We start from the raw sequence: 20,779 nt of genomic DNA on the forward strand, positions 1-20,779 counted from the left end.
CAGCCCACCTTGTTACTTATTTAGCGTTGATATCCAGCAGACCGGCGGCAACAGCCGGAGCAAGGCCCGGAGCCAGCGGCAGACGTGGGATCACCAGGCAGTGCAGCAGGTGATAAATATCCTGCTTGCCGTCCCAGACTTTGGTGGTCACCTTGTTATCGGTGTCCAGCTCCTGCCACCATGAACCGGTCTCGTAATCCATCAGGTAGGTGATGCAGTAATCCCACCATTTCTGGTACCAGGCTTCGTACTGGCTGTCGCCTGTGAGGGTGTACAGGGCGTAGGCGGTACCCATCGCTTCGACTATTGGCCAACGCACTCTTTCGCGAACGATCGGTATGCCGTCCCAATCCACCGAATAGACAAAACCGTCTGCGCCGTCCGGTGCCCAGGCATCGCGGATAGTGGCGTGGAAAAGTCCTTTTGCATCTTCCAGCAGCCAGGCGGGTGGTGTTTCGAAGCGAGCTTCCAGCGCGGCATGCAGATGCAGCATCAGGCGGCCCCACTCGATCCAGTGACCCGGCGTGCCACCGTAGGCGCGGAAACGGTGAGCTGGATTATCTTTGTTGTAATCGCGGATTGGATTCCACTGTGAATCGAAGTGTTCGTTGACGCGGTACTCCCCGCTACGGGCCACGTCGTGAATAATCACCGAAGCGATGCGCAGTGCGCGATCGAGCCATTTACGGTCATGAGTCACGTCATACACGATCAGGAAAGCCTCGACTGCGTGCATGTTAGCGTTGCCGCCGCGATAATCTTCCGTCTGGCTGAAGGCCTCGTCCCAGGACTCCAGGCACATTTGCTCGTCTTCGCTCCAGAAGTATTTCTCAATCACCTCGATGGCGTCATCCAGCAATTTTCTGGCCTGCGGATGACCGGTAGTAACCGCGCTTGCTGCGCCAAGTAAGACGAAGAAATGCTGATAACCCTGCTTGGAGGCGTCCATCACGCCTTCGTCATTGACGCAGGCGTACCAACCGCCGTAGCGTGTGTCACGTAGCGCGCCGTTCAGCGCCTTAATGCCGTGGTCGACGAGTTGATATGCACCTGGGCGACCCATGGAGGCGGCAACGGAATAGACGTGCAGCATGCGGGCGGTGATCCACAGATGCGTTCCCATATCCGTTCTGACCTGACCACTATTTCCCAGCCAGCCAAATCCAGTAGGGACAGCAGCATTTTTACCAAAGTTAAAGATGCGATCGGTTTCCTGTTCCAGCCAGCGGTTGTGGCTTAGGGTGTTAAACCATTTCATGCTTTGATCCTCTATTAGCGGCGGGCCATCATTTCGTCGACGATATCGCCCAGACGCTGCAACTTCGGTGCAGAAACATCACGCAGCATCAGTTCGGTATCCGGCAGGCCAACAACCGATGACCAGACCGCCCGCCCGGCCAGGAAGCCGGATGCGCCTGCGGTCATTGCTACGCTGACCGCGCGTGGAAACAGTTTTTCATCCACACCAGAGGAGAGAATGACCCACGGCATGTTGATATTTTCATTCAGGCGCTGAGAGGCGCTAAGCAATTCCTGTTGGGTTCCTTTGCCGTACAGCGGCATTTCGACCTTGTAGAGATCGGCACCGCTATCGCCCAGCTCTTTCGCGGCATCGATGATGGCCTGTTCACGGCAGAACTTATCGCCACGACGCGGTGGGCGAACAACCGGCTCGATGATGCTCAGCAGTCCATTGGAATGGCATAGCTCATTAAATTCTTTCACCATATCAAGACGCTGTTGGGCATCTTCATCGCTACGCCACAGCACCAGCAATTTGAGGGCCTTAGCACCATCTTGCTTCACAGCCTGAGGGTTGATTTTTTTATCAATCACCACGCTATCGACCGGAATTCCGTTACCCGGAATGAACTCATCAGCGGCCACAATCATGGCGCAGCTTTTGGCGACCGCGTTTTGCTCTACAACCTGGCGGTAGCAGAACTGCTGATCGACCAGAATGGCGGAGGCATAGGGGGACAGGATCTTTGCCGCATTGACTTTGAAATCGGTCAGCACGCTGTCATTGACCGGGGATTTTGCACCCGCTGCGGCAAACATTAAGCGCATGGCTTCGCGCTGATCGACTGCCAGCATGGCAAAACCGCCGGAAGCTCGGGTGATATCTTTCAGGGTGTACTTCGTCATTGTTCAGTCCTTACTTATCTGTATGTTTATTTAGCCCGGCGGATGCGCGAACCTGTTCAAGAATGGCCGTCCAGTCTTCCCGGCCACGGCCAGCGGCGCGCGCCTGGTTATAGACTTCGCGGGAGGCGGCGCCGAGCGGCATCGGTACGTGTAATTGGTTGGCAACGTCCAGAGCGATGCCAAGATCCTTATGAGCTAAATCGATCATAAAGGCCGGGGAAAGATCGCCTTTCAGCACTTTGTTCGGCCAGGAGGTAGTGAAGTGGCCTTTCCCGGCGGGAGTGCCGCTCATGACTTGCAAGGCCACATCGAAGGAGAGGCCGAGCGCTTCGCACAACACGGCGGCTTCAGCAGACAAGGCGTTTAACGCGATGCTCATGTAGTTGTTGATGAGCTTGACGCGAATGCCCATGCCGGGCCCCCCTGCATTGATCAATTCATTGCCCATCGCCATCAGGACCGGTGTGGCGCGTTCTACCTGCTGTGCCGTTCCACCTGCCAGCAGCAACAGCGTTCCCGCGATAGCGTGATCGGAGGTACGTCCAACCGGGCAATCCATCATGTCGAAGCCTTTGGCACGCATATCTGCGATCAGTTTGTCAGTTTGCAGTGGGTGAATAGTCGACATATCAATCACTAATGTCTGTGGGGAAAGGCTTTCACAGATACCCTGCTCGCCGAACAGTACGCTGCGCACCAGATCGCCGTTTGGCAGCATAGTGATAACAAATTCTGCCCCTTTTGCTGCCTGAGCCGGGCTGCTGGCAGGTTGGGCTCCTTTTTCCACCAGGCGCTGAACGGCATCCGGGTTAACGTCAAAGACGCTGAGTTGATGACCCTGCTTCAGCAAGTTGCTCGCCATGGGTGAACCCATCTGACCTAATCCGATAAATGCTATAACTGCCATAACGTTCTCCTGAGACGTGGATGTCATTTTTTGTCATTTAAGGTCGTTTGTTTTTGTCTGTTTTTGATCGTATTTGTAATTTATGGTCAAAAAATTGACAGCCGTCACTTTTTAAACATTTTGTGAAATTAAAATGATCCCATCTTGAAACGCCTAAGGAATGACCATGATTCGTATTGCTTGTGTAGGTATTGCCGTGATGGATCGCATCTATTACGTGGAAGGTTTACCGACTGAAGGAGGTAAGTATGTGGCGAAGCGTTATACGGAAGTGGGCGGCGGGCCTGCTGCAACGGCCGCAGTGGCTGCAGCGAAGCTGGGCGCACAGGTGGACTTTATTGGCCGTGTGGGCGATGACGACACCGGAAATAGCCTGCTGGCGGAGCTGGAGTCCCTGGGGGTAAACACCCGCTACACCCGGCGCTATGCGGGGGCAAAGTCTTCGCAATCGGCGATTATGGTGGATGCGCAAGGGGAGCGTATTATCGTTAACTACCCCAGCCCGGACTTACTGCATGACGCTGGCTGGCTCAACGAGATCGATTTTTCCCAGTGGGATGTGGTTCTGGCGGATGTTCGCTGGCACGAAGGCGCCAGGGAGGCGTTCACACTGGCGCGTCAGGCGGGAGTGATGACGGTACTGGATGGTGACGTCACGCCACAAGATATCAGTGAGCTGGTGGCGTTAAGCGATCATGCTGCGTTTTCTGAACCGGGTCTGGCGCGTTTAACCGGGATAACCGATCCTGTAGCTGGACTGAAAAAATCAAAAACGCTCACAAATGGACATGTTTATGTAACGCGCGGCAGTGAGGGCTGTGACTGGATAAAAAATAATGCGTTGCAGCATCAATCTGGATTTAAAGTAGACGTTGTGGATACTACGGGGGCCGGAGACGTTTTCCACGGTGCGCTCGCGTTCAGCCTGGCTGGTGGTGATGCCCCGGAAGACGCGGTCAGGTTCGCCAGTGGGGTTGCTGCGCTAAAATGCACGCGTCCGGGAGGAAGGGCTGGAATCCCTGACTGTGATCAAACCCGATCTTTTCTGTCACTTTTTGTATAAAATGCCAGGGCAATGGTTTTTCGAGGAAATTTCATGAGTCTTACCGAACTGACCGGTAATCCGCGACACGATCAGCTGTTGATGCTGATTAGCGAGCGCGGTTATATGAATATCGACGAGCTGGCCAGTCTGCTGGACGTGTCCACGCAGACCGTGCGTCGTGATATTCGTAAACTCAGCGAGCAGGGATTAATTACGCGTCATCATGGTGGGGCTGGTAGAGCCTCCAGCGTGGTGAATACGGCGTTTGAGCAGCGTGAAGTCTCCTGGACGGAAGAGAAAAAAGCCATCGCGGAGGCGGTGGCTGACTACATTCCTGACGGCTCGACAGTGTTCATTACGATTGGCACCACCGTCGAGCAGGTGGCCCGCGCGCTGTTAAACCATAATCATTTGCGTATTATCACCAATAGCTTGCGCGTGGCGCACATTCTTTATAACAATCCGCGTTTTGAGGTCATGGTGCCGGGGGGAACATTACGCCCGCACAACAGTGGCATCATTGGTCCCTCAGCCTCGGCATTTGTCGCTGATTTTCGGGCCGATTACCTGGTAACCAGCGTTGGTGCGATCGAAAGTGACGGCGCGCTGCTGGAGTTTGATGTTAACGAGGCCAGCGTAGTGAAAACGATGATGTCGCATTCAAGACACATTCTGCTGGCAGCGGATCATACGAAATATACGGCTTCTGCCGCTGTTGAAATTGGCAACGTGTCCCAGGTGACAGCGCTATTTACTGATGAATACCCTGGTCCGGCATTGCACAATTTACTCCAGTCACAGCAGGTTGAAATTGTGCAGGTGAGTCCTTCGCAAGATGATGCTCTGGCCGTGTAGTTCTTCCCAATGATGGCCCGATAAGTTCGCAGCCTTCACTCTCGCATAGTCAAACTTCTCCTTTCCCGCTACAGTTATTCATCCACGGCGAATAAGGAGAAGGGCATGCTCTATATCTTTGATTTGGGTAATGTGATTGTCGATATCGACTTCAACCGCGTGTTGGGTACATGGAGCGATCTAAGCCGTGTACCACTGGCTTCGCTAAAGCAAAGTTTCACCATGGGAGAGGCTTTTCACCAGCACGAGCGAGGCGAAATAACGGATGAAGCTTTCGCCGAGGCGCTATGTCATGAGATGGCGCTGCCGCTAAGTTACGAGCAGTTCTCTCACGGTTGGCAGGCCGTGTTTGTCGCCTTGCGTCCTGAGGTTATCGACATCATGCAAAAGCTGCGTGAGCAGGGGCATCGGGTGGTGGTCTTGTCAAATACCAACCGCCTGCACACCACGTTTTGGCCGGATGAATACCCCGAGATCCGTCAGGCTGCTGATCATATTTACCTTTCCCAGGAACTGGGCATGCGTAAACCGGAAGCGCGAATTTACCAGCACGTCCTGCAGTCTGAAGGTTTTTCTGCGCACGATGCGGTCTTTTTTGACGATAACGCCGATAATATTGAAGGGGCTAACCGGTTAGGGATCACCAGTATCCAGGTCGTCGATAAAAAGACCATTCCTGACTATTTCGCGACGTTGTTATGCTAAAAAATGTTCAGCAGCAAGCCAGGCATCATACGCGTCCTGTACGAGACTGGCTGAAGCTACTATGGCAACGGATTGATGAGGACAACATGACGACGCTGGCAGGGAATCTTGCCTACGTTTCATTGCTCTCATTAGTGCCGCTTATTGCCGTCGTATTTGCGCTTTTCGCCGCATTTCCGATGTTTTCCGACGTCAGTGTCCAGTTACGTCATTTTATTTTCGCAAACTTTATCCCGGCGACGGGAGACGTCATTCAACGTTATATCGAACAGTTTGTCGCCAACTCGAATAAAATGACGGCAGTCGGGGCATGTGGGCTGATTGTCACAGCGTTATTGTTGATGTACGCCATTGATAATGCGCTGAATACTATCTGGCGCAGTAAACGCACTCGCCCTAAAGTTTACTCTTTCGCCGTTTACTGGATGATTTTAACGCTGGGCCCACTGCTGGCGGGAGCCAGTCTGGCGATCAGTTCTTATCTGTTGTCACTGCGCTGGGCCAGCGATCTCAACACGGTGATTGATAACGTCCTGCGTATTTTCCCGCTGGTGCTTTCCTGGCTCTCATTCTGGCTGCTTTACAGCATTGTACCGACTACGCGTGTGCCCAACCGTGACGCGGTTATTGGCGCCTTTGTGGCCGCCGTGTTGTTCGAAGCCGGAAAGAAAGGATTTGCGCTCTACATCACGATGTTCCCGTCGTATCAGCTCATTTACGGTGTTCTGGCGGTGATTCCCATTTTATTTGTCTGGGTATACTGGACGTGGTGTATCGTCTTGCTAGGCGCGGAAATAACTGTCACTCTCGGGGAATACCGCAAACTTAAACAAGCCGCAAAAGAAGAAGCAGAGCAACCATGATTGCATTAATTCAGCGCGTAACCCGTGCCAGCGTCACCGTGGAGGGCGAGGTGACGGGTGAAATTGGCCCGGGACTTTTGGTCCTGTTAGGTGTCGAAAGGGATGATGACGAACAGAAAGCGAACCGTCTGTGTGAGCGCGTACTCGGCTATCGGATTTTTAGCGATGCCGAAGGCAAAATGAACCTCAACGTGCAGCAGTCAGGCGGCAGCGTGCTGGTGGTTTCACAGTTTACGCTGGCGGCAGATACCGAGCGCGGCATGCGTCCGGGGTTTTCGAAAGGCGCAGCGCCCGAGCGGGCAGAAGCGCTGTATGAATACTTTGTTGAGCGTTGCCGCCAACAGGAAATGAATACGCAAACCGGTCGATTCGCTGCGGATATGCAGGTTTCACTGGTTAATGATGGTCCCGTGACGTTCTGGTTACAAGTATGAACCAGCTACCGGTATGGCCGCGGACAACAAGAGAGAATACGACTATGTATCACCTTCGAGTACCGCAAACAGAAGAAGAATTGGAGCGCTACTACCAGTTTCGCTGGGAGATGCTGCGTAAACCATTGCACCAGCCAAAAGGCTCAGAACGGGATGCCTGGGACGCGATGGCGCATCACCAGATGGTGGTGGACGAAGAGGGGAATTTGGTTGCGGTAGGGCGTCTGTATATCAATGCGGATAACGAAGCCTCCATACGTTTTATGGCCGTAGACCCCTCCGTGCAAGAGAAAGGGCTGGGCACGCTGATGGCGATGACCCTGGAATCTGTGGCGCGTCAGGAAGGGGTAAAGCGCGTCACTTGTAGCGCCCGTGAAGATGCTGTCGAATTTTTCGCCAAGCTCGGTTTTGTGAGCCAGGGGGAAATCACCACACCGCAAACCACGCCTGTGCGCCACTTTTTGATGATTAAGCCCATTGCGACGCTGGACGATATTCTCCATCGCGGGGACTGGTGTGGACAGCTACAGCAAGCCTGGTACGAACATATACCATTGAGCGAGAAAATGGGCGTGCGCATTCAGCAGTACACCGGGCAGAAATTTATCACCACGATGCCCGAGACAGGCAATCAGAATCCCCACCACACGTTGTTTGCCGGAAGCCTGTTTTCACTGGCGACGTTAACGGGCTGGGGGCTGATCTGGCTGATGCTGCGCGAGCGTCATCTGGGTGGAACGATCATCCTCGCCGACGCGCATATCCGATACAGCAGGCCGATCACCGGAAAACCAACTGCTATTGCCGACCTGGGGTCGCTGAGCGGTGACCTCGACCGTCTGGCAAGAGGCCGCAAGGCGCGTGTGCAGATGCAGGTCGGGGTGTTTGGCGATGACACGCCGGGTGTCGTGTTTGAAGGTACCTATATTGTGCTACCCGCGAAACCGTTTGGCGCGTATGAAGAAGGCGGGAATGAGGAAGAGTAGTTTCTGTAGCTGAAATGTAATATTGGGTACATTTGCTGATGTAAAATGCGGATTATGAAAACTCCATAATCCGCATTTTGATAAAAAACGCATGCTGGCGGTGGTTGTATTGATGAGTACCCTCCTTAATTTCAGAACTCATGAATACCCTTATTGGCTAAACCGCCAGGCCACATCCCGCATAGCGCTTCTTGCCGCCGGGCTCACCCCTGCCAACTGGAAAAACCCGTGGATAACGCCGAGATAGCGTTGGCAAGTACACTCTACACCCTGCTCCTGGATACGTTGATACAGGGCCTCGCCTTCATCTCGCAGTGGGTCGAATTCAGCGGTAATGATATGCGTGGGCGGCAAACCGTTGAAGTCTTCACGCCAGAGTGGGCTGACTTCGGGATGCAACGGGTCGATTTTCGGCATATACATCTCGTAGCCCGAAAGCAGCGTGTCGCGGGTGATAATGTAATCCTGCCCATTATGTTCATAGCTCGCAAACCTGGTGGTTGCGTCCAGCATCGGGTAGATCAGCATAAGCTGCGCAGGTTGCCATTGCCTGGCCGCTTTCAGGCGTAGTGCAGTGACCAGCGCCAGGTGTCCACCCGCACTGTCGCCAGCAAGTGTGATGCGCTCGCGATCAATACCTAGTTTTTCTGCATACTTCCAGATGATATTGGCCCCGGTTTCAGCGTCATCATGTGCTGCCGGGAAGGTATGCTCTGGCGCAAGGCGGTACTGTACTGCAATGACCCGACACCCGCTGAACCAGGCGAGCTGCCTTAGCTGGTTATCATGCGTAGCAAACCCACCGCTGACAAAACATCCGCCATGATAGTAAATGACGCAGGGTAGCGTTCCCGCAGTGTTTAGAGGCGAAACAACGCGAAATGTCATGGTATCGAGTTCAATATCTTCAACCTGTACGCGGGTTTCTGTTTCTCCGGCCAATGTCGTACTGGCAATATAGCCGGCTCTCCGGTCATCAATACTCTGCTCACGGGAAGAAGGACGTCCCGCCGCGATAAATGCCTCAACTAACTGCGCAATCCCGCTTTCCAGTGTCATTTTTAAATACTCTTATCTGTATGGATATACAGTTTTATAACCTGGATTGGCATGAATGAAAATGGGGGCGGGTATGATTCTGGAAAGTGGCTCGCAAAAGTAAAAATCGTTCACGTGAAGGCTATTTTCCCGCTTTTCTCAGGTGTATGTTGTGTGGAAATTAATCGCTGATGATATACTTGAGGTATATATTAGTATAATGACTGGGATGGATATGGGTAGAATATTACTCGATTTATCAGATGAAGTGATTAAACGTCTTGATGATCTCAAGGTGCAGCGCAACTTACCTCGTGCTGAACTCTTGCGCGAGGCCGTTGAGCAGTATCTGGAAAGGCAGGATCAGGCTGCAACCACAATTTCCAGCGCTCTCGGACTTTGGAAAGGTTGTGAGGAAGATGGCGTTGAGTACCAACGCAAACTTCGTGAGGAATGGTAATGGTCAAAGGATCCGCGCTTTTTGACACTAACATCCTCATCGACCTGTTTAGTGGAATGAGTGAAGCAAAGCAAGCGATAGAAACATGGCCGCCACAGAATGCGATCAGCCTGATCACTTGGATGGAAGTGATGGTTGCGGCAAAGAAATACCATCAGGAATCCCGCACACGCGTTGCGTTGAGCGCATTTAACGTGATCGGTGTTTCACAGGATATTGCTGAACGAAGCGTGAGTATCAGGCAGGAATATGGGATGAAATTGCCGGATGCCATTATTTTGGCAACAGCACAGATTCATCGTCTTACGCTGGTTACGCGAAATACTAAGGATTTTGCAGGCATATCTGGTGTGGTTACACCGTATACACTGTAACCCGGGCGACCTACGCCGCCCGGTAGTGTAAAGACCTTACTCCCCTTCACCCGGGAACAGGAACGGGTTGATGGAACTGCGGGCAAAGCCCTCCTGCTCCATGTGCGCGTCCAGCATCAGTGAAGCGAGATCGTCGGCCACGGCCTCGACTTTCGGGTCTTTTTCCTGATACAGAATCTTCAGGTAAGTCCCGCAGTCACCGCAGCTTTCAGCTTTGATTGCCGCCTGTTCGTTATCCAGTGACCAGTAGTTTAAATCACGGCTCTGCTCGCAGTTGCTGCACTTTACGCGCACTACGTGCCACTCGGTTTCGCACAGGTTGCAGTGCAGATAACGCAGGCCCTGAGTGGTACCGATTTGCACCATGCTGGAGACCGGCATTGAACCACACACCGGGCAGAACTGACGCTGTTCACCGTATTCCGCACGGGCTTTGCCGGGGATCAGGCTCGCCATCTGCGCCCAGTAGAGCGACAGGGCAGCCCAAATGAACGGTGCTTTGTCGCTGCTGACGGAGGCAAAATCAGAGGCAAACAGCGCGCTGGCCATCAGCTCCAGTTCCTGCTCTGAGGCTTTTTCCAGATTCTCGATCACCGCTAACGCGGGACCGCTCATCTCCGGCTTCAGCTCAGCAATCAACGACTGCAGCAGCTTTTGCCAGTGTTTGTCGCGGGGCAGGACGTGGATATCCAATGGCGGTTTGCCCTGATCGTTCGCTTCTTTGATGCGCGCGGTCAGATCCATCTGCAGCGGATGGTCGTACAGCACCACCTCCTGTGCGTGGGCGATCAGCGCAGCAAAGCGCAGGTAATCGCCCAGCGGGTTGTTTTCGGCCAGCTCGCGCAGACGTTCAGCGCGGCGGTTATACAAATTTTTGAGTCTGGGGAATAATAACGGCGGAATCATATCCGCCGTGCGTTTCTCGCTCTTCTCCAGCTCATCTTGCGGGATTATGCGAATACTCATTCAGATGACTTTTCCTGTTTCTGGCGGACTTCACGGTACCAGCGCGGGTGATGTTTCTTCGCCCATGAACTGGTAACCCATCCTTCCACCATCGCGGTAATGGTGCCTTTCACCCAAAGGGCGGCGTAAATGTGCACCATGATAACCACAATTAGCGCTACTGCGGCAAATGAATGCAGCATTAACGCGAATCGGATCACCGGGATTGAGAAAGCAGGCGCAAAATATGGACGCCAGATGACCACTCCGCTCACCAGCAACAGGACCAGGAAGATAATCGCCGCCCAGAATACGCATTTCTGGCCGAAGTTATAACGTCCCGTGTCACCTACTTCCTCGTTGACGACAATCTTACGAATATTCTTCGCCCAAAAGATATCATCCCGATTGATTAGATTGTGGTGCCAGTAACGGAAAAACATGATGATGAACGAGGCAAACATAATCACGCCGACAAATGGGTGCACAATTCGCGCCAGTTGCGGCGTGCCCATGATGTGCATCAGCCAGTTAAAAGACGGGAAGAGAAAGCCCATCCCGCTCACTGCCGCCAGAATGAAACAGAAGGCGGTGATCCAGTGGTTGATGCGTTCCGGCGCCGTGTAGCGCACGATGGTGTCACGTCGTTTCATTTGCGCACCTCGTCTTTTTCTTCATGCAGATTGTCTTCTTCCTCTTCCGCACGGTTTGGACCTACGCCGACGTAGTGGAAGATACTGGCCGCAAATGTCGCTGCAAAGCCAACGGCTGCGAGTGGTTTCCAGATGCCTTTCCAGAATTTCACGGTGGCGCTGATTTCCGGGTTCTCCGGCAGGCCGTGATACAGATTCGGCTTGTCGGCATGGTGCAATACGTACATCACGTGTGTACCGCCAACGCCTGCCGGATCGTACAGACCTGCATTTTCGTAGCCACGGGTTTTCAGCTCCGCCACTCGCTCGCCCGCCAGCGTTTTCATCGATTCTTTGGTACCGAAATGAATCGCGCCGGTTGGGCAGGTTTTCACGCAGGCCGGTTCTTGCCCGACCACGACACGGTCAACGCACAGCGTACATTTATACACGCGGTTGTCTTCCGGATTGAGGCGCGGCACGTCGAACGGACAGCCTGCGATACAGTAGCCACAGCCGATACACTGCTCGGACTGGAAGTCGACGATACCGTTGGCATACTGAATGATTGCGCCTTCAGCCGGACACGCCTTCAGGCAGCCCGGATCGGCACAGTGCATACAGCCATCCTTGCGGATAAGCCACTCCAGTTTGTCGTTTTGTTCCACTTCTGAGAAGCGCATTACCGTCCAGGATTTAGCGGTCAAATCAGCCGGGTTGTCGTACACCCCAACGTTGCTGCCCACTTCATCACGGATGTCGTTCCATTCCGAACAGGCCACCTGACACGCTTTACAGCCGATACAGGTGGTGACGTCGATAAGCTTCGCCACCTCTTCCTGGTGATCCCGCGCCTGAGGCGCGGGGGTGAAACCGTTAGTGGCGGAACGACGAATGATGTCTTGCGATTGATAAGCCATAGGTCGTCTCCGTTACACCTTTTCCACGTTCACGAGGAAGGACTTAAATTCCGGCGTCTGCGTGTTCGCATCACCGACGAATGGCGTTAACGTGTTAGCGATAAAGCCTTTTTTCGCCACACCTTCGTAACCCCAGTGAATCGGAATACCGATGGTGTCGATATCCTGACCGTTGGCCTTCAGCGTGCGAATACGTTTAGTCACCACTGCTTTGGCTTTAATGTAGCCGCGGTTAGAGGAGACTTTGACGGTATCGCCATGAGAGATGCCGAGCTTATTCGCCAGCTTCTCGCCAATTTCCACAAACTGTTCTGGCTGTGCGATGGCATTGAGCAGCGCATGCTTGGTCCAGTAATGGAAGTGCTCAGTCAGACGATAGGTCGTACCGACGTACGGGAATTTATCCGCTTTACCCAGCGCTTTAGCGTCATCTTTGAAGATACGCGCGGCAGGGTTAGAGATAACGTTCGGATGCAGCGGGTTAGTCCCCAGCGGCGTTTCAAACGGCTCGTAGTGTTCCGGGAACGGACCTTCCGCCATCTTATCGATAGCAAACAGACGTCCCATCCCTTCCGGCTGCATGATGAACGGCCCAACGTTACTGCCCGGTGCGGCGGCGCTGTAGTCTGGAATATCCATCCCGCTCCATTTCGCCCCATCCCATTTCAGGATCTGACGTTTTGGATCCCACGGATTCCCCTGCGGGTCAGCAGACGCGCGGTTATACAGAATGCGGCGGTTGAGCGGCCACGCCCATGCCCAGCCCAGCGTATTGCCAAGACCTGACGGGTCGGCGTTATCGCGACGCGCCATTTGGTTGCCTTCCGGCGTCCAGCTCCCGGCAAAAATCCAGCAGCCGCTGGAAGTGGTACCGTCGTCACGCAGTTGGGCGAACGAGCTAAGCTGTTGGCCTTTCTTAACGATGACTGCACCCGTTGCCGGGTCGGTAATATCGGCCAGCGCTTTACCATTGCTCTCCATCGCCACTTCTTCCGAAGCCGGTTCGTGCGGTGTGGAGTAGTTCCAGGTCATGCTCAGCACCTGTTCCGGGTTCGCACCACCCTGCTCGGCATACATCTTACGCAGGCGCAGGAAGATACCGGCGAGGATTTCACCATCGGTAACGGCAATCCCCGGGGCGTCCGCGCCTTTCCAGTGCCACTGCAACCAGCGACCGGAGTTGACGATAGAACCGTTCTCTTCGGCGAAGCAGGTGGACGGCAGACGGAATACTTCGGTCTGGATTTTCGACGGATCCACATCGTTCGACTCACCGTGGTTCTGCCAGAAGGTCGACGTCTCGGTGTTGAGCGGGTCGATGGTGACCAGGAACTTCAGTTTGGACAGTGAAGCCACAACTTTGTTTTTATTCGGGAACGATGCTACCGGGTTAAAGCCCTGGCAGATATAGCCATTCACTTTGCCCTGGTTCATCATCTCGAAGTACTGCAGGACATCGTACCCTTTATCCCACTTCGGTAGCCAGTCGAAGCCCCAGCTGTTTTCCGCTGTCGCTTTATCGCCAAAGAAGGCCTTCATCATGGAAACGAAGAATTTCGGGTAGTTGCCCCAGTAGTTCACCTGACCTTCCAGCAACGGTTTTGGCGTGTTGGCGGCGAGGTAGGTTTGCAGGTCAGTTTGTTTCTCGCTTGGCAGGGTCATATAGCCCGGCAGGCTTTGTGACAGCAGGCCTAAGTCGGTCAGACCCTGAATGTTGGAGTGACCGCGCAGAGCGTTAACGCCACCACCAGCCATCCCCATGTTGCCAAGCAGCAACTGAATCATCGCCATGGTACGGATGTTCTGTGCACCAACGGAGTGCTGCGTCCAGCCCAGTGCGTACAGGAACGACGCGGTTTTGTCTTTTGCACTGGTTTCTGCGATGTATTCGCACACTTTCAGGAAATCAGCCTTCGGCGTACCGCAGATGTTTTCTACGACATCCGGCGTGTAGCGGGAAACGTGCTGTTTCAGCAGGTTCCACACGCAACGCGGGTGTTGCAGCGTGACATCGCGTTTGGCGAAGCCTTTTTCATCCAGTTCGTAGTTCCAGCTGGTTTTGTCATACTTGCGTTTGTCCGCGTCGTAGCCAGTGAACAGGCCATTTTCGAAACCGTAATCCTCACGTACGATCAGGCTGGCGTTGGTATAGGCTTCCGTGTATTCGCGGTTGAATTTTTCGTTATTCAGCAGGTACAGCAAGACGCCTGACAGGAATGCAATATCAGTACCAGAACGAATCGGAGCATAGAAATCAGCCACCGCTGCGGTTCGCGTAAAGCGCGGATCGACAACAATCAGCTTCGCGCCATTGTGAATTTTGGCTTCCATCGCCCAGCGGAACCCGACCGGGTGAGCTTCAGCGGCGTTACCACCCATCACCACAACGAGGTTGGCGTTTTTAATGTCGACCCAGTGGTTGGTCATCGCACCGCGACCAAATGTTGGAGCAAGACTTGCTACCGTTGGTCCGTGTCAGACGCGTGCCTGGTTGTCGACCGCGAGCATACCGAGCGCGCGGGAGAATTTTTGCGTTAAATAGCCGGTTTCGTTACTGGAAGCGGAAGCACACAGCATCCCGGTGGAAAGCCAGCGGTTAACGGTTACGCCTTCGGCGTTTTGTGCAACGTAGTTTGCGTCGCGGTCTTCTTTCATCAGCTTAGCGATGCGATCAAATGCCTCATCCCAGCTAATCTGTTGCCACTTATCAGAGCCTGGTGCGCGGTATTCCGGGAATTTCAGGCGACTTTCGGAGTGGATGAAGTCCACAAGTCCTGCCCCTTTCGGGCACAGCGCGCCACGGTTCACCGGGTGATCCGGGTCCCCTTCGATATGGAAGATGGATGCTTTGGCGTTTTTTGCTCCGTCACCGAGACTGTACATTAACAGTCCACAGCCAACGGAACAGTAAGTGCAGGTGTTACGGGTTTCGCGGGTACGCAGCAGTTTATATTGCCGTGTTTCCGCGAGCGCTACGCCGGGTGCAAAGCCCAGTGCCGCTGCCGTGGTGCCTGCCATACCGCCAGCGCAGATCTTAAAGAACTGCCTTCTGCTGACCTGCATGGTTTGCTCCTTGTTTCGACATTGTCACGTTCCCTTCACTTTTCCGTTACTCGAGCGTGAGGGAAGTGGTTGTTATTTTTCTTTGCGGACGGGACCGCAAAGGTCCAGAATTGGGTGAATTTCCCTCCCTCCAGGAGGGGTTTGTAAAGAATACCACAATGTTGGTATGCGTGTTCCAATATGGTTAAAAGAAAGTGAATAAGATTATTCAAGAAAACATCAAAAATGTGATGAGTTTGACAGGATCGCGCCAACTGACCCTCTGGAAACGCGAGGATTTGCTACATTCTCAGCTGGATGTCGTCGCTGAAGAAGTACCGGTTGCGCTGGTTTATAACGGGATTTCGCACGTGGTGATGATGGCATCACCGAAAGATCTTGAGCACTTTGCGATGGGCTTTTCACTTTCTGAAGGCATTATTGAGCGCCCACAGGATATCTACGGGATGGAAGTGGTTCCTTCTTGTAACGGATTAGAAGTGCAGGTTGAGCTGTCCAGCCGTCGTTTTATGGGGTTGAAGGAGCGACGTCGTGCGCTGGCCGGTCGTACCGGTTGTGGCGTTTGCGGCGTTGAACAACTCAATGACATTGGCAAGCCGGTCCAGCCTCTGCCGTTTACCCAGACATTCGATCTGGCACATCTCGATAACGCTTTAAGGCATCTCCCTGATTTCCAGCCTGTTGGGCAACTGACAGGTTGCACGCACGCGGCTGCCTGGGTACAGCCGTCAGGTTATCTGGCGGGCGGACATGAAGATGTTGGGCGCCATGTTGCGCTGGATAAACTGCTGGGACGACGTGCTATCGAAGGGGAAGCCTGGCGACCGGGCGCGGTATTAGTCTCCAGCCGCGCCAGCTACGAGATGGTGCAGAAGTCGGCGATGTGCGGCGTGGAGATTCTGTTTGCTGTGTCTGCCGCGACAACGCTGGCGGTAGAGGTTGCCGAACGCTGTAACCTGACGCTGGTGGGCTTTTGTAAACCGGGCAGGGCAACGATTTATACCCATCCCGAGCGTCTGGTAACAGAATAACAGGTGTTCAATTAATTTGAATAAGACTGGCAAATCCTTCCGCTTTTAGTTGTGTGATGTGAGGGCTATTATTTATCACATCAAGGCACGGTGCCTTACTCAAACAACTAAGTTAAAGGGTTTATATCATGAAAAGCATCAAAACTTTTGTCGCAGTTATCGCTCTGGCTACTTCTTTCGGTTCTTTCGCTGCTCAGACAGTTACCGCGACCGGTTCTACGCTGGAAAGCGCTGAAGCAAAAATTGCCGCTCAGGCTGAACGCGCAGGTGCCAGCGATTACAAAATCACTCAGGCATACACCGGTAACCGTGTGCATATGACCGCAGAATTGCTGAAATAAGAGACCTTTGTATTGTCGAAAGAGCGCCCTGGAGGCGCTTTTTTAGTGTATACCTGCCATTCTTAACAACGCGGTCACCACTGCGGCGGCAACGATCACTACAATCAGCGGCAGCTTACGCCAGGCGAGAAACACCGCAAAAGCCACGCCCAGCACGCGCGCCATGCCAGCAAAGTGTTCGCCTTCGTAAAAGGTGGTCGCCAGCGCAACGGAAAACAGTAATACGGTGGCAGCGTCGGAAAGCAGCGCCTGCGAGCGTTCTGAGAGTGCTAAACGGCTCCCCAGCTTAGTTCCCCCTAAACGCATTAAATAGGTTCCCAGAGATAACACGGCGATACCGACGATAAACAGCGTCATATTGCCCATCATTTTTTCCTCGTCAGTAAGCCAAACAGCGAAAGCAGTACCGGCAAACCCACCGGTGCAAAAGGGACGGCGGCGAGAGACAGCGTGGCACCGCTGCAGGCGCGGATAAGCGTCGTACGGTTTTTAAATGCCGGGACGACTAGCGCCAGCAGAATGGCAGGGAAGACGGCATCCAGACCGATAGTTTCTGGAGCGGGCAGAAGCCTGCCGACGACCGCGCCGACCAGCGTGCCAACAGGCCAGAAAACCGCGACGCCCAGACCGCACAGCCAGTAGGCGGCTTTACGCTGCTCTGGCGTTTTTTGCGACAGGCCAAACACCACGCTTTCGTCGTTCATGATATGGCAGCCGAGGTAGCTGGCGGCACGTTTCCCTACCAGATCGCGCACCGTAACGCCGAACGGCACGTGCCGGGCGTTAACCAGTAAACCGGCAGCCGCAGCCGCCAGTGGATTACCGCCGCTGGCGACGATACCGATAAACATAAACTCGGACGCGCCCGCCAGCACCGTAACAGAGAGCACAAACGGTACCCACAGCGGGAAGCCATAAGCCATCGCCAGCGAGCCGTAAGACATGCCCACAACCCCGACGGCCAGACAGACTAAAAATATCGCTTTTATCGTGTCGCCTTTGAGACTGGAAAAATAATGTTTCATACCGTTTTAGCCGTATCGAACGAGTTTCCATTATAATGAACGCAACAAGTTTGATTTACAAGTCGAACGATTTGTTCGATATAAAGAACGCGGAGTCGTGAATGACCCAACCCATCAGTATGATCGCGAAAAGTCTTGTGCGTGAACGTCAGCGCACCGGTTTATCGCTGGCGGAGATTGCCCGTCGTGCAGGAATTGCAAAATCGACACTCTCGCAATTGGAAGCGGGCAATGGAAATCCTAGCCTGGAAACGTTGTGGTCGCTGTGTGTAGCATTGGATATTCCCTTTGCGCGCCTGCTGGAACCGCAGGAGCAAAAAACGCAGGTGATTCGCCGTGGTGAAGGGACAAAAGTCGTGGCTGAGCAGGCTCATTATCAGGCCATTTTACTGGCGGCCTGCCCACCGGGCGCGCGGCGGGATATCTATCTGCTGCTGACGCAACCGGGCGCGGATCGAATTTCAGAACCACATCCACCGGGATCGGTTGAACATATCATCGTGACGCAGGGTAAGGCGATGGTGGGATTAACGGAATCGCCGGAGGAGCTAGGCGAGGGTGACTATATTTGTTACCCCGCGGACCAGGCGCATATATTTAAAGCGCTGGAGCCCGACACCCAAGCGATTCTGGTTTCTGAGCAGAACTAACTGTTATGTTGAGTTGTGCCGGATGCGGCGCGTTAGCGCCTTATCCGGCCTACAAGACTACTGTAAATAAAATACTTCTTTTAACTCTGCGCTGATCGGGCTGTTGTCTGGGTTGGCCGGCATTACGTCGCGCATATGCTGCCACCAACGCTGGCACACGTCGGTGCTGGCGACGGCATTCCAGCGCTCTTCGGACTCAATCTCAACGGTGGCGAACAGCAGATTGCGCTCTTCGTCGAGATAAATCGCGTAGTGATGGGCGCCGTGTGCTTTCAGCACCGCTTCCAGTTCTGGCCAGATGGGATTGTGCCGACGTTGATATTCAACATGTGCGTCGGCATTCACCTGCATCACAAAGGCCTTGCGGATCATAACGCCTCCAGATACAGCTCGCGAACCTCGTCGCGGCTGGCAGTGCGCGGGTTGCACGGCGCACACGGATCGGCCAACGCTTTATCCAGCCAGCCTTCAATATCTTCTTTCGTCACGCCAAGCGAACTAAAGCCTGCCGGAATGCCAACGCGTTTGCTCAGGGCACGAATCGCATTAATGGCCTCCATGCTTGCCGCTTCATCGCTGATACCGCGCGTATCAACGCCCATCGCCTGCGCCACGCGGGCAAAGCGCGGCACGGCGTTCGGGCGGTTAAAGTTTTCGATTACCGGCAGCAGGATGGCGTTGCAGACGCCGTGCGGCAGATTATGGGTCGCGCCCGGCTGATGTGCCAGTGCATGCACCAGACCCAGGCCAGCGCTATTGAATGCCATCCCCGCCAGATACTGACCAAACGCCATTTGTTCACGGGCTTCAAGGTTATGACCCTCGTCGACCGCTTTCGGTAGCCACAGGTTGATCAGGCGAATCGCTTCCAGCGCGTTGGCGTCGGTGAGCGGATGCGCACCAACGGAAACATAGGCTTCTACCGCATGGGTCAGGGCGTCCATGCCAGTTGCGGCGGTGACGGAAGCCGGGATGTCCAGCATGACGCTGGCGTCATCCACGGCGATATCCGGGATGATATTCGGGTCGATGATCACCTCTTTAACCTTGCGAGCTGAGTCGATAATAACCGCATTACTGGTCATCTCTGCTGCTGTTCCGGCGGTGGTATTGATGGCGACCAGCGGTACGCCAGCATTTTTTACCTTGCCCACGCCGGAATAGGCGGTAGACGGACCGGGGTTGGCGGTCAGGATCTTCACCGCTTTGGCGGTATCGATCGGGCTACCGCCACCGAAAGCGATGATGTAATCACACTCTGCGCCTTGGTATGCCGCAAAGCCTTTCTGCACCAGCGCTTCCGTCGGGTTTGGAAACACCTCATCAAACAGGTGATAAGACATCTGATGTTCATCCAGCGCGGCAAACAGGCTATCCAACAGGCCCAGCTTTACCAGTTGACCATCAGTGACGACCAGCGCTTTACCCCATTGCTTATTCGCCACGAGGTTCACCATATCGGCAATTGCGCCTGCGCCATGCAGGCTAATTTTTGGCAGTGCCAACATAAAGCTCATCACTATTCTCCTTACAATGCCAGTGCGCTTGCCAGCGGCGTCACGCCGAAGCGTTTGCCAAGTGCGATTAGCTCTTCACGCGTTATGGTCTGCTTCATACCGCCCATCGAATAGATTTTGACTAAAACTTCAGCGGACTTCTCTGCGGTATCGATCAAACCGAACGCTTCGTCGAGGGTGGGTCCACTGCCGAACACGCCGTGGAATGGCCACAGCACCAGCGAATGTTTCTGCATTTCTTCAGCGGTGGCCTGACCGATTTCATCTGTACCCGGCACCATCCACGGCAGAATGCCGACGCCGTCCGGGAACACCACCAGACACTCGGTGCTGCCTTCCCACAGTTTGCGGGTCATTAGCGCGGTGTTGTTTTCCAGTACGTAGGTCAGGGCGATCAGGTTGGTGGCATGGCAGTGCATGATCACGCGGTCTTTACCATTGGTAGCTTTAATACGTTCGCAATGGGAAAGGAAGTGCGCGGGCAGTTCGGAGGTCGGCACGGCTTCGTGGGTCAGACCCCACAGAATGTGGTAACCCGCGCCATCGCTGTCGATTTTCACCACGCCCAAATTGGTGGCCGGATCGAGCTGGACGTTGCGGAAAAATTTCCCCGAACCGGTGACGATAAATGGTGTGTTCGCCAGCAGCGGCATCGGCTGACTCAGTGCGATATAACGCGGTTTTTCGTGGAAATCGGCGCTAAATGGCGCAATATCTGCCTCATCCAGGCGCAGTGTCAGGTTGCCGCCGTTGCGTTCGTCCCAGCCTTTCAGCCAGGCATCGGAAGTGGCTTTAATCATCCCCTGGACGAACCAGGAAGTGGTAATGTTTTGCATATTT

General features: G+C 54.0%; 24 protein-coding genes. 11 read left to right on the forward strand and 13 right to left on the reverse strand.

Annotated elements, in window-relative coordinates:
• Nucleotides 1–16: 16 nt before the first annotated feature.
• Genes yihS through yihU form a run of 3 tightly spaced genes read right to left on the reverse strand, consistent with a single transcriptional unit; the run spans nt 17 to nt 3,055 of the window.
• On the reverse strand, nt 17–1,258 hold the full coding sequence (gene yihS / locus OGY15_RS23670) for a sulfoquinovose isomerase (protein ID WP_151224149.1): 1,242 nt from the start codon (nt 1,256–1,258) through the stop codon (nt 17–19).
• A gap of 14 nt (nt 1,259–1,272) precedes the next feature.
• Entirely contained in the window at nt 1,273–2,148 is an 876-nt protein-coding gene (gene yihT / locus OGY15_RS23675; protein ID WP_003028656.1) for a sulfofructosephosphate aldolase, read from the reverse strand.
• A gap of 10 nt (nt 2,149–2,158) precedes the next feature.
• Nucleotides 2,159–3,055, reverse strand: a complete 897-nt coding sequence (yihU, locus tag OGY15_RS23680; RefSeq protein ID WP_151218410.1) for a sulfolactaldehyde 3-reductase — start codon at nt 3,053–3,055, stop codon at nt 2,159–2,161.
• 166 nt (nt 3,056–3,221) lie between these two features.
• Between yihU and OGY15_RS23685 the strand changes: the two genes are divergently transcribed.
• The 6 genes from OGY15_RS23685 (at nt 3,222) to fabY (ending at nt 7,943) form a co-directional block, all read left to right on the forward strand.
• On the forward strand, nt 3,222–4,118 hold the full coding sequence (locus OGY15_RS23685) for a sugar kinase (RefSeq protein WP_151218411.1): 897 nt from the start codon (nt 3,222–3,224) through the stop codon (nt 4,116–4,118).
• 33 nt (nt 4,119–4,151) lie between these two features.
• Nucleotides 4,152–4,955, forward strand: coding sequence for a DeoR/GlpR family DNA-binding transcription regulator (locus tag OGY15_RS23690; protein ID WP_003847907.1), 804 nt, complete (start codon nt 4,152–4,154; stop codon nt 4,953–4,955).
• A gap of 105 nt (nt 4,956–5,060) precedes the next feature.
• Entirely contained in the window at nt 5,061–5,660 is a 600-nt protein-coding gene (gene yihX / locus OGY15_RS23695) for a glucose-1-phosphatase (RefSeq protein WP_003028663.1), read from the forward strand.
• Nucleotides 5,654–6,523 (forward strand): virulence factor BrkB family protein, encoded by an 870-nt coding sequence (locus OGY15_RS23700; protein WP_136397728.1) that lies wholly within the window; start codon nt 5,654–5,656, stop codon nt 6,521–6,523. The genes yihX and OGY15_RS23700 overlap by 7 nt, the downstream gene beginning before the upstream one ends.
• Nucleotides 6,520–6,957, forward strand: a complete 438-nt coding sequence (gene dtd / locus OGY15_RS23705) for a D-aminoacyl-tRNA deacylase (protein WP_003028671.1) — start codon at nt 6,520–6,522, stop codon at nt 6,955–6,957. The genes OGY15_RS23700 and dtd overlap by 4 nt, the downstream gene beginning before the upstream one ends.
• 44 nt (nt 6,958–7,001) lie before the next feature.
• The gene (fabY, locus tag OGY15_RS23710) at nt 7,002–7,943 is read left to right on the forward strand and encodes a fatty acid biosynthesis protein FabY (protein ID WP_003825286.1); all 942 of its coding nucleotides are present in this window, start codon (nt 7,002–7,004) and stop codon (nt 7,941–7,943) included.
• A gap of 150 nt (nt 7,944–8,093) precedes the next feature.
• Here fabY and OGY15_RS23715 read toward each other — a convergent pair whose 3' ends face one another.
• Nucleotides 8,094–9,002, reverse strand: a complete 909-nt coding sequence (locus OGY15_RS23715; RefSeq protein ID WP_210905512.1) for an alpha/beta hydrolase — start codon at nt 9,000–9,002, stop codon at nt 8,094–8,096.
• Between the two features lie 196 nt (nt 9,003–9,198).
• Here OGY15_RS23715 and OGY15_RS23720 point away from each other — a divergent pair, with 196 nt between their 5' ends.
• A complete protein-coding gene (locus tag OGY15_RS23720; protein ID WP_187254043.1) occupies nt 9,199–9,441 on the forward strand; it encodes a ribbon-helix-helix domain-containing protein in 243 nt (80 codons plus the stop codon).
• On the forward strand, nt 9,441–9,815 hold the full coding sequence (locus OGY15_RS23725) for a type II toxin-antitoxin system VapC family toxin (protein ID WP_187260235.1): 375 nt from the start codon (nt 9,441–9,443) through the stop codon (nt 9,813–9,815). The genes OGY15_RS23720 and OGY15_RS23725 overlap by 1 nt, the downstream gene beginning before the upstream one ends.
• A gap of 36 nt (nt 9,816–9,851) precedes the next feature.
• On the opposite strand, the gene fdhE is transcribed toward OGY15_RS23725, so the two are convergent.
• Genes fdhE through fdnG form a run of 4 tightly spaced genes read right to left on the reverse strand, consistent with a single transcriptional unit; the run spans nt 9,852 to nt 15,375 of the window.
• Nucleotides 9,852–10,781, reverse strand: a complete 930-nt coding sequence (gene fdhE / locus OGY15_RS23730; RefSeq protein ID WP_187254014.1) for a formate dehydrogenase accessory protein FdhE — start codon at nt 10,779–10,781, stop codon at nt 9,852–9,854.
• Complete coding sequence (gene fdoI, locus OGY15_RS23735; protein WP_003028686.1) at nt 10,778–11,413, reverse strand: formate dehydrogenase cytochrome b556 subunit; 636 nt, start codon at nt 11,411–11,413, stop codon at nt 10,778–10,780. Before fdoI ends, fdhE begins: the two co-directional genes overlap by 4 nt.
• Nucleotides 11,410–12,312, reverse strand: coding sequence for a formate dehydrogenase O subunit beta (fdoH, locus tag OGY15_RS23740; RefSeq protein WP_106107909.1), 903 nt, complete (start codon nt 12,310–12,312; stop codon nt 11,410–11,412). Before fdoH ends, fdoI begins: the two co-directional genes overlap by 4 nt.
• Nucleotides 12,313–12,324: 12 nt before the next feature.
• Entirely contained in the window at nt 12,325–15,375 is a 3,051-nt protein-coding gene (gene fdnG, locus OGY15_RS23745; RefSeq protein WP_286541357.1) for a formate dehydrogenase-N subunit alpha, read from the reverse strand.
• Between the two features lie 230 nt (nt 15,376–15,605).
• Here fdnG and fdhD point away from each other — a divergent pair, with 230 nt between their 5' ends.
• Together fdhD and OGY15_RS23755 are read left to right on the forward strand one after the other, a co-directional pair.
• The gene (gene fdhD / locus OGY15_RS23750) at nt 15,606–16,406 is read left to right on the forward strand and encodes a formate dehydrogenase accessory sulfurtransferase FdhD (protein ID WP_222841103.1); all 801 of its coding nucleotides are present in this window, start codon (nt 15,606–15,608) and stop codon (nt 16,404–16,406) included.
• Nucleotides 16,407–16,534: 128 nt separating this feature from the next.
• Entirely contained in the window at nt 16,535–16,747 is a 213-nt protein-coding gene (locus OGY15_RS23755; RefSeq protein ID WP_003825262.1) for a YdgH/BhsA/McbA family protein, read from the forward strand.
• A 42-nt stretch (nt 16,748–16,789) separates the two neighbouring features.
• On the opposite strand, the gene OGY15_RS23760 is transcribed toward OGY15_RS23755, so the two are convergent.
• Nucleotides 16,790–17,113, reverse strand: a complete 324-nt coding sequence (locus OGY15_RS23760) for an AzlD domain-containing protein (protein ID WP_151218477.1) — start codon at nt 17,111–17,113, stop codon at nt 16,790–16,792.
• The gene (locus tag OGY15_RS23765) at nt 17,113–17,772 is read right to left on the reverse strand and encodes an AzlC family ABC transporter permease (protein WP_151218416.1); all 660 of its coding nucleotides are present in this window, start codon (nt 17,770–17,772) and stop codon (nt 17,113–17,115) included. Before OGY15_RS23765 ends, OGY15_RS23760 begins: the two co-directional genes overlap by 1 nt.
• Before the next feature lie 101 nt (nt 17,773–17,873).
• Between OGY15_RS23765 and OGY15_RS23770 the strand changes: the two genes are divergently transcribed.
• Nucleotides 17,874–18,422 carry a helix-turn-helix domain-containing protein gene (locus tag OGY15_RS23770; RefSeq protein WP_151218417.1) on the forward strand — a complete coding sequence of 183 codons (549 nt, stop codon included), beginning with the start codon at nt 17,874–17,876 and terminating at the stop codon, nt 18,420–18,422.
• A gap of 57 nt (nt 18,423–18,479) precedes the next feature.
• Here OGY15_RS23770 and rhaM read toward each other — a convergent pair whose 3' ends face one another.
• The 3 genes from rhaM to rhaD are packed head-to-tail and all read right to left on the reverse strand — an operon-like array spanning nt 18,480 to nt 20,775.
• Nucleotides 18,480–18,794 (reverse strand): L-rhamnose mutarotase, encoded by a 315-nt coding sequence (rhaM, locus tag OGY15_RS23775; protein ID WP_187260233.1) that lies wholly within the window; start codon nt 18,792–18,794, stop codon nt 18,480–18,482.
• Nucleotides 18,791–19,939, reverse strand: a complete 1,149-nt coding sequence (gene fucO / locus OGY15_RS23780; protein ID WP_286541363.1) for a lactaldehyde reductase — start codon at nt 19,937–19,939, stop codon at nt 18,791–18,793. Before fucO ends, rhaM begins: the two co-directional genes overlap by 4 nt.
• An 11-nt stretch (nt 19,940–19,950) precedes the next feature.
• Nucleotides 19,951–20,775, reverse strand: coding sequence for a rhamnulose-1-phosphate aldolase (gene rhaD, locus OGY15_RS23785; protein ID WP_286541365.1), 825 nt, complete (start codon nt 20,773–20,775; stop codon nt 19,951–19,953).
• Between the last annotated feature and the right edge of the window lie 4 nt (nt 20,776–20,779).

This window comes from Citrobacter sp. Cu231 (genome assembly GCF_030332265.1).
Taxonomy (GTDB): Bacteria; Pseudomonadota; Gammaproteobacteria; order Enterobacterales; family Enterobacteriaceae; genus Citrobacter; species Citrobacter meridianamericanus.

What these genes read in the sequence shown, in the direction of transcription:
- yihS (WP_151224149.1), bottom strand. Translation starts at nt 1,258, where the DNA reads ATGAAATGGTTTAACACCCTAAGCCACAACCGCTGGCTGGAACAGGAA.
- dtd (WP_003028671.1), top strand. Translation starts at nt 6,520, where the DNA reads ATGATTGCATTAATTCAGCGCGTAACCCGTGCCAGCGTCACCGTGGAG.
- OGY15_RS23725 (WP_187260235.1), top strand. Translation starts at nt 9,441, where the DNA reads ATGGTCAAAGGATCCGCGCTTTTTGACACTAACATCCTCATCGACCTG.
- fabY (WP_003825286.1), top strand. Translation starts at nt 7,002, where the DNA reads ATGTATCACCTTCGAGTACCGCAAACAGAAGAAGAATTGGAGCGCTAC.
- fdoI (WP_003028686.1), bottom strand. Translation starts at nt 11,413, where the DNA reads ATGAAACGACGTGACACCATCGTGCGCTACACGGCGCCGGAACGCATC.
- yihT (WP_003028656.1), bottom strand. Translation starts at nt 2,148, where the DNA reads ATGACGAAGTACACCCTGAAAGATATCACCCGAGCTTCCGGCGGTTTT.
- rhaD (WP_286541365.1), bottom strand. Translation starts at nt 20,775, where the DNA reads ATGCAAAACATTACCACTTCCTGGTTCGTCCAGGGGATGATTAAAGCC.
- OGY15_RS23685 (WP_151218411.1), top strand. Translation starts at nt 3,222, where the DNA reads ATGATTCGTATTGCTTGTGTAGGTATTGCCGTGATGGATCGCATCTAT.
- OGY15_RS23690 (WP_003847907.1), top strand. Translation starts at nt 4,152, where the DNA reads ATGAGTCTTACCGAACTGACCGGTAATCCGCGACACGATCAGCTGTTG.
- rhaM (WP_187260233.1), bottom strand. Translation starts at nt 18,794, where the DNA reads ATGATCCGCAAGGCCTTTGTGATGCAGGTGAATGCCGACGCACATGTT.
- yihU (WP_151218410.1), bottom strand. Translation starts at nt 3,055, where the DNA reads ATGGCAGTTATAGCATTTATCGGATTAGGTCAGATGGGTTCACCCATG.
- OGY15_RS23760 (WP_151218477.1), bottom strand. Translation starts at nt 17,113, where the DNA reads ATGGGCAATATGACGCTGTTTATCGTCGGTATCGCCGTGTTATCTCTG.
- OGY15_RS23755 (WP_003825262.1), top strand. Translation starts at nt 16,535, where the DNA reads ATGAAAAGCATCAAAACTTTTGTCGCAGTTATCGCTCTGGCTACTTCT.
- OGY15_RS23715 (WP_210905512.1), bottom strand. Translation starts at nt 9,002, where the DNA reads ATGACACTGGAAAGCGGGATTGCGCAGTTAGTTGAGGCATTTATCGCG.
- OGY15_RS23700 (WP_136397728.1), top strand. Translation starts at nt 5,654, where the DNA reads ATGCTAAAAAATGTTCAGCAGCAAGCCAGGCATCATACGCGTCCTGTA.
- OGY15_RS23770 (WP_151218417.1), top strand. Translation starts at nt 17,874, where the DNA reads ATGACCCAACCCATCAGTATGATCGCGAAAAGTCTTGTGCGTGAACGT.
- yihX (WP_003028663.1), top strand. Translation starts at nt 5,061, where the DNA reads ATGCTCTATATCTTTGATTTGGGTAATGTGATTGTCGATATCGACTTC.
- fdhE (WP_187254014.1), bottom strand. Translation starts at nt 10,781, where the DNA reads ATGAGTATTCGCATAATCCCGCAAGATGAGCTGGAGAAGAGCGAGAAA.
- fdoH (WP_106107909.1), bottom strand. Translation starts at nt 12,312, where the DNA reads ATGGCTTATCAATCGCAAGACATCATTCGTCGTTCCGCCACTAACGGT.
- fucO (WP_286541363.1), bottom strand. Translation starts at nt 19,939, where the DNA reads ATGAGCTTTATGTTGGCACTGCCAAAAATTAGCCTGCATGGCGCAGGC.
- OGY15_RS23765 (WP_151218416.1), bottom strand. Translation starts at nt 17,772, where the DNA reads ATGAAACATTATTTTTCCAGTCTCAAAGGCGACACGATAAAAGCGATA.
- fdhD (WP_222841103.1), top strand. Translation starts at nt 15,606, where the DNA reads ATGAGTTTGACAGGATCGCGCCAACTGACCCTCTGGAAACGCGAGGAT.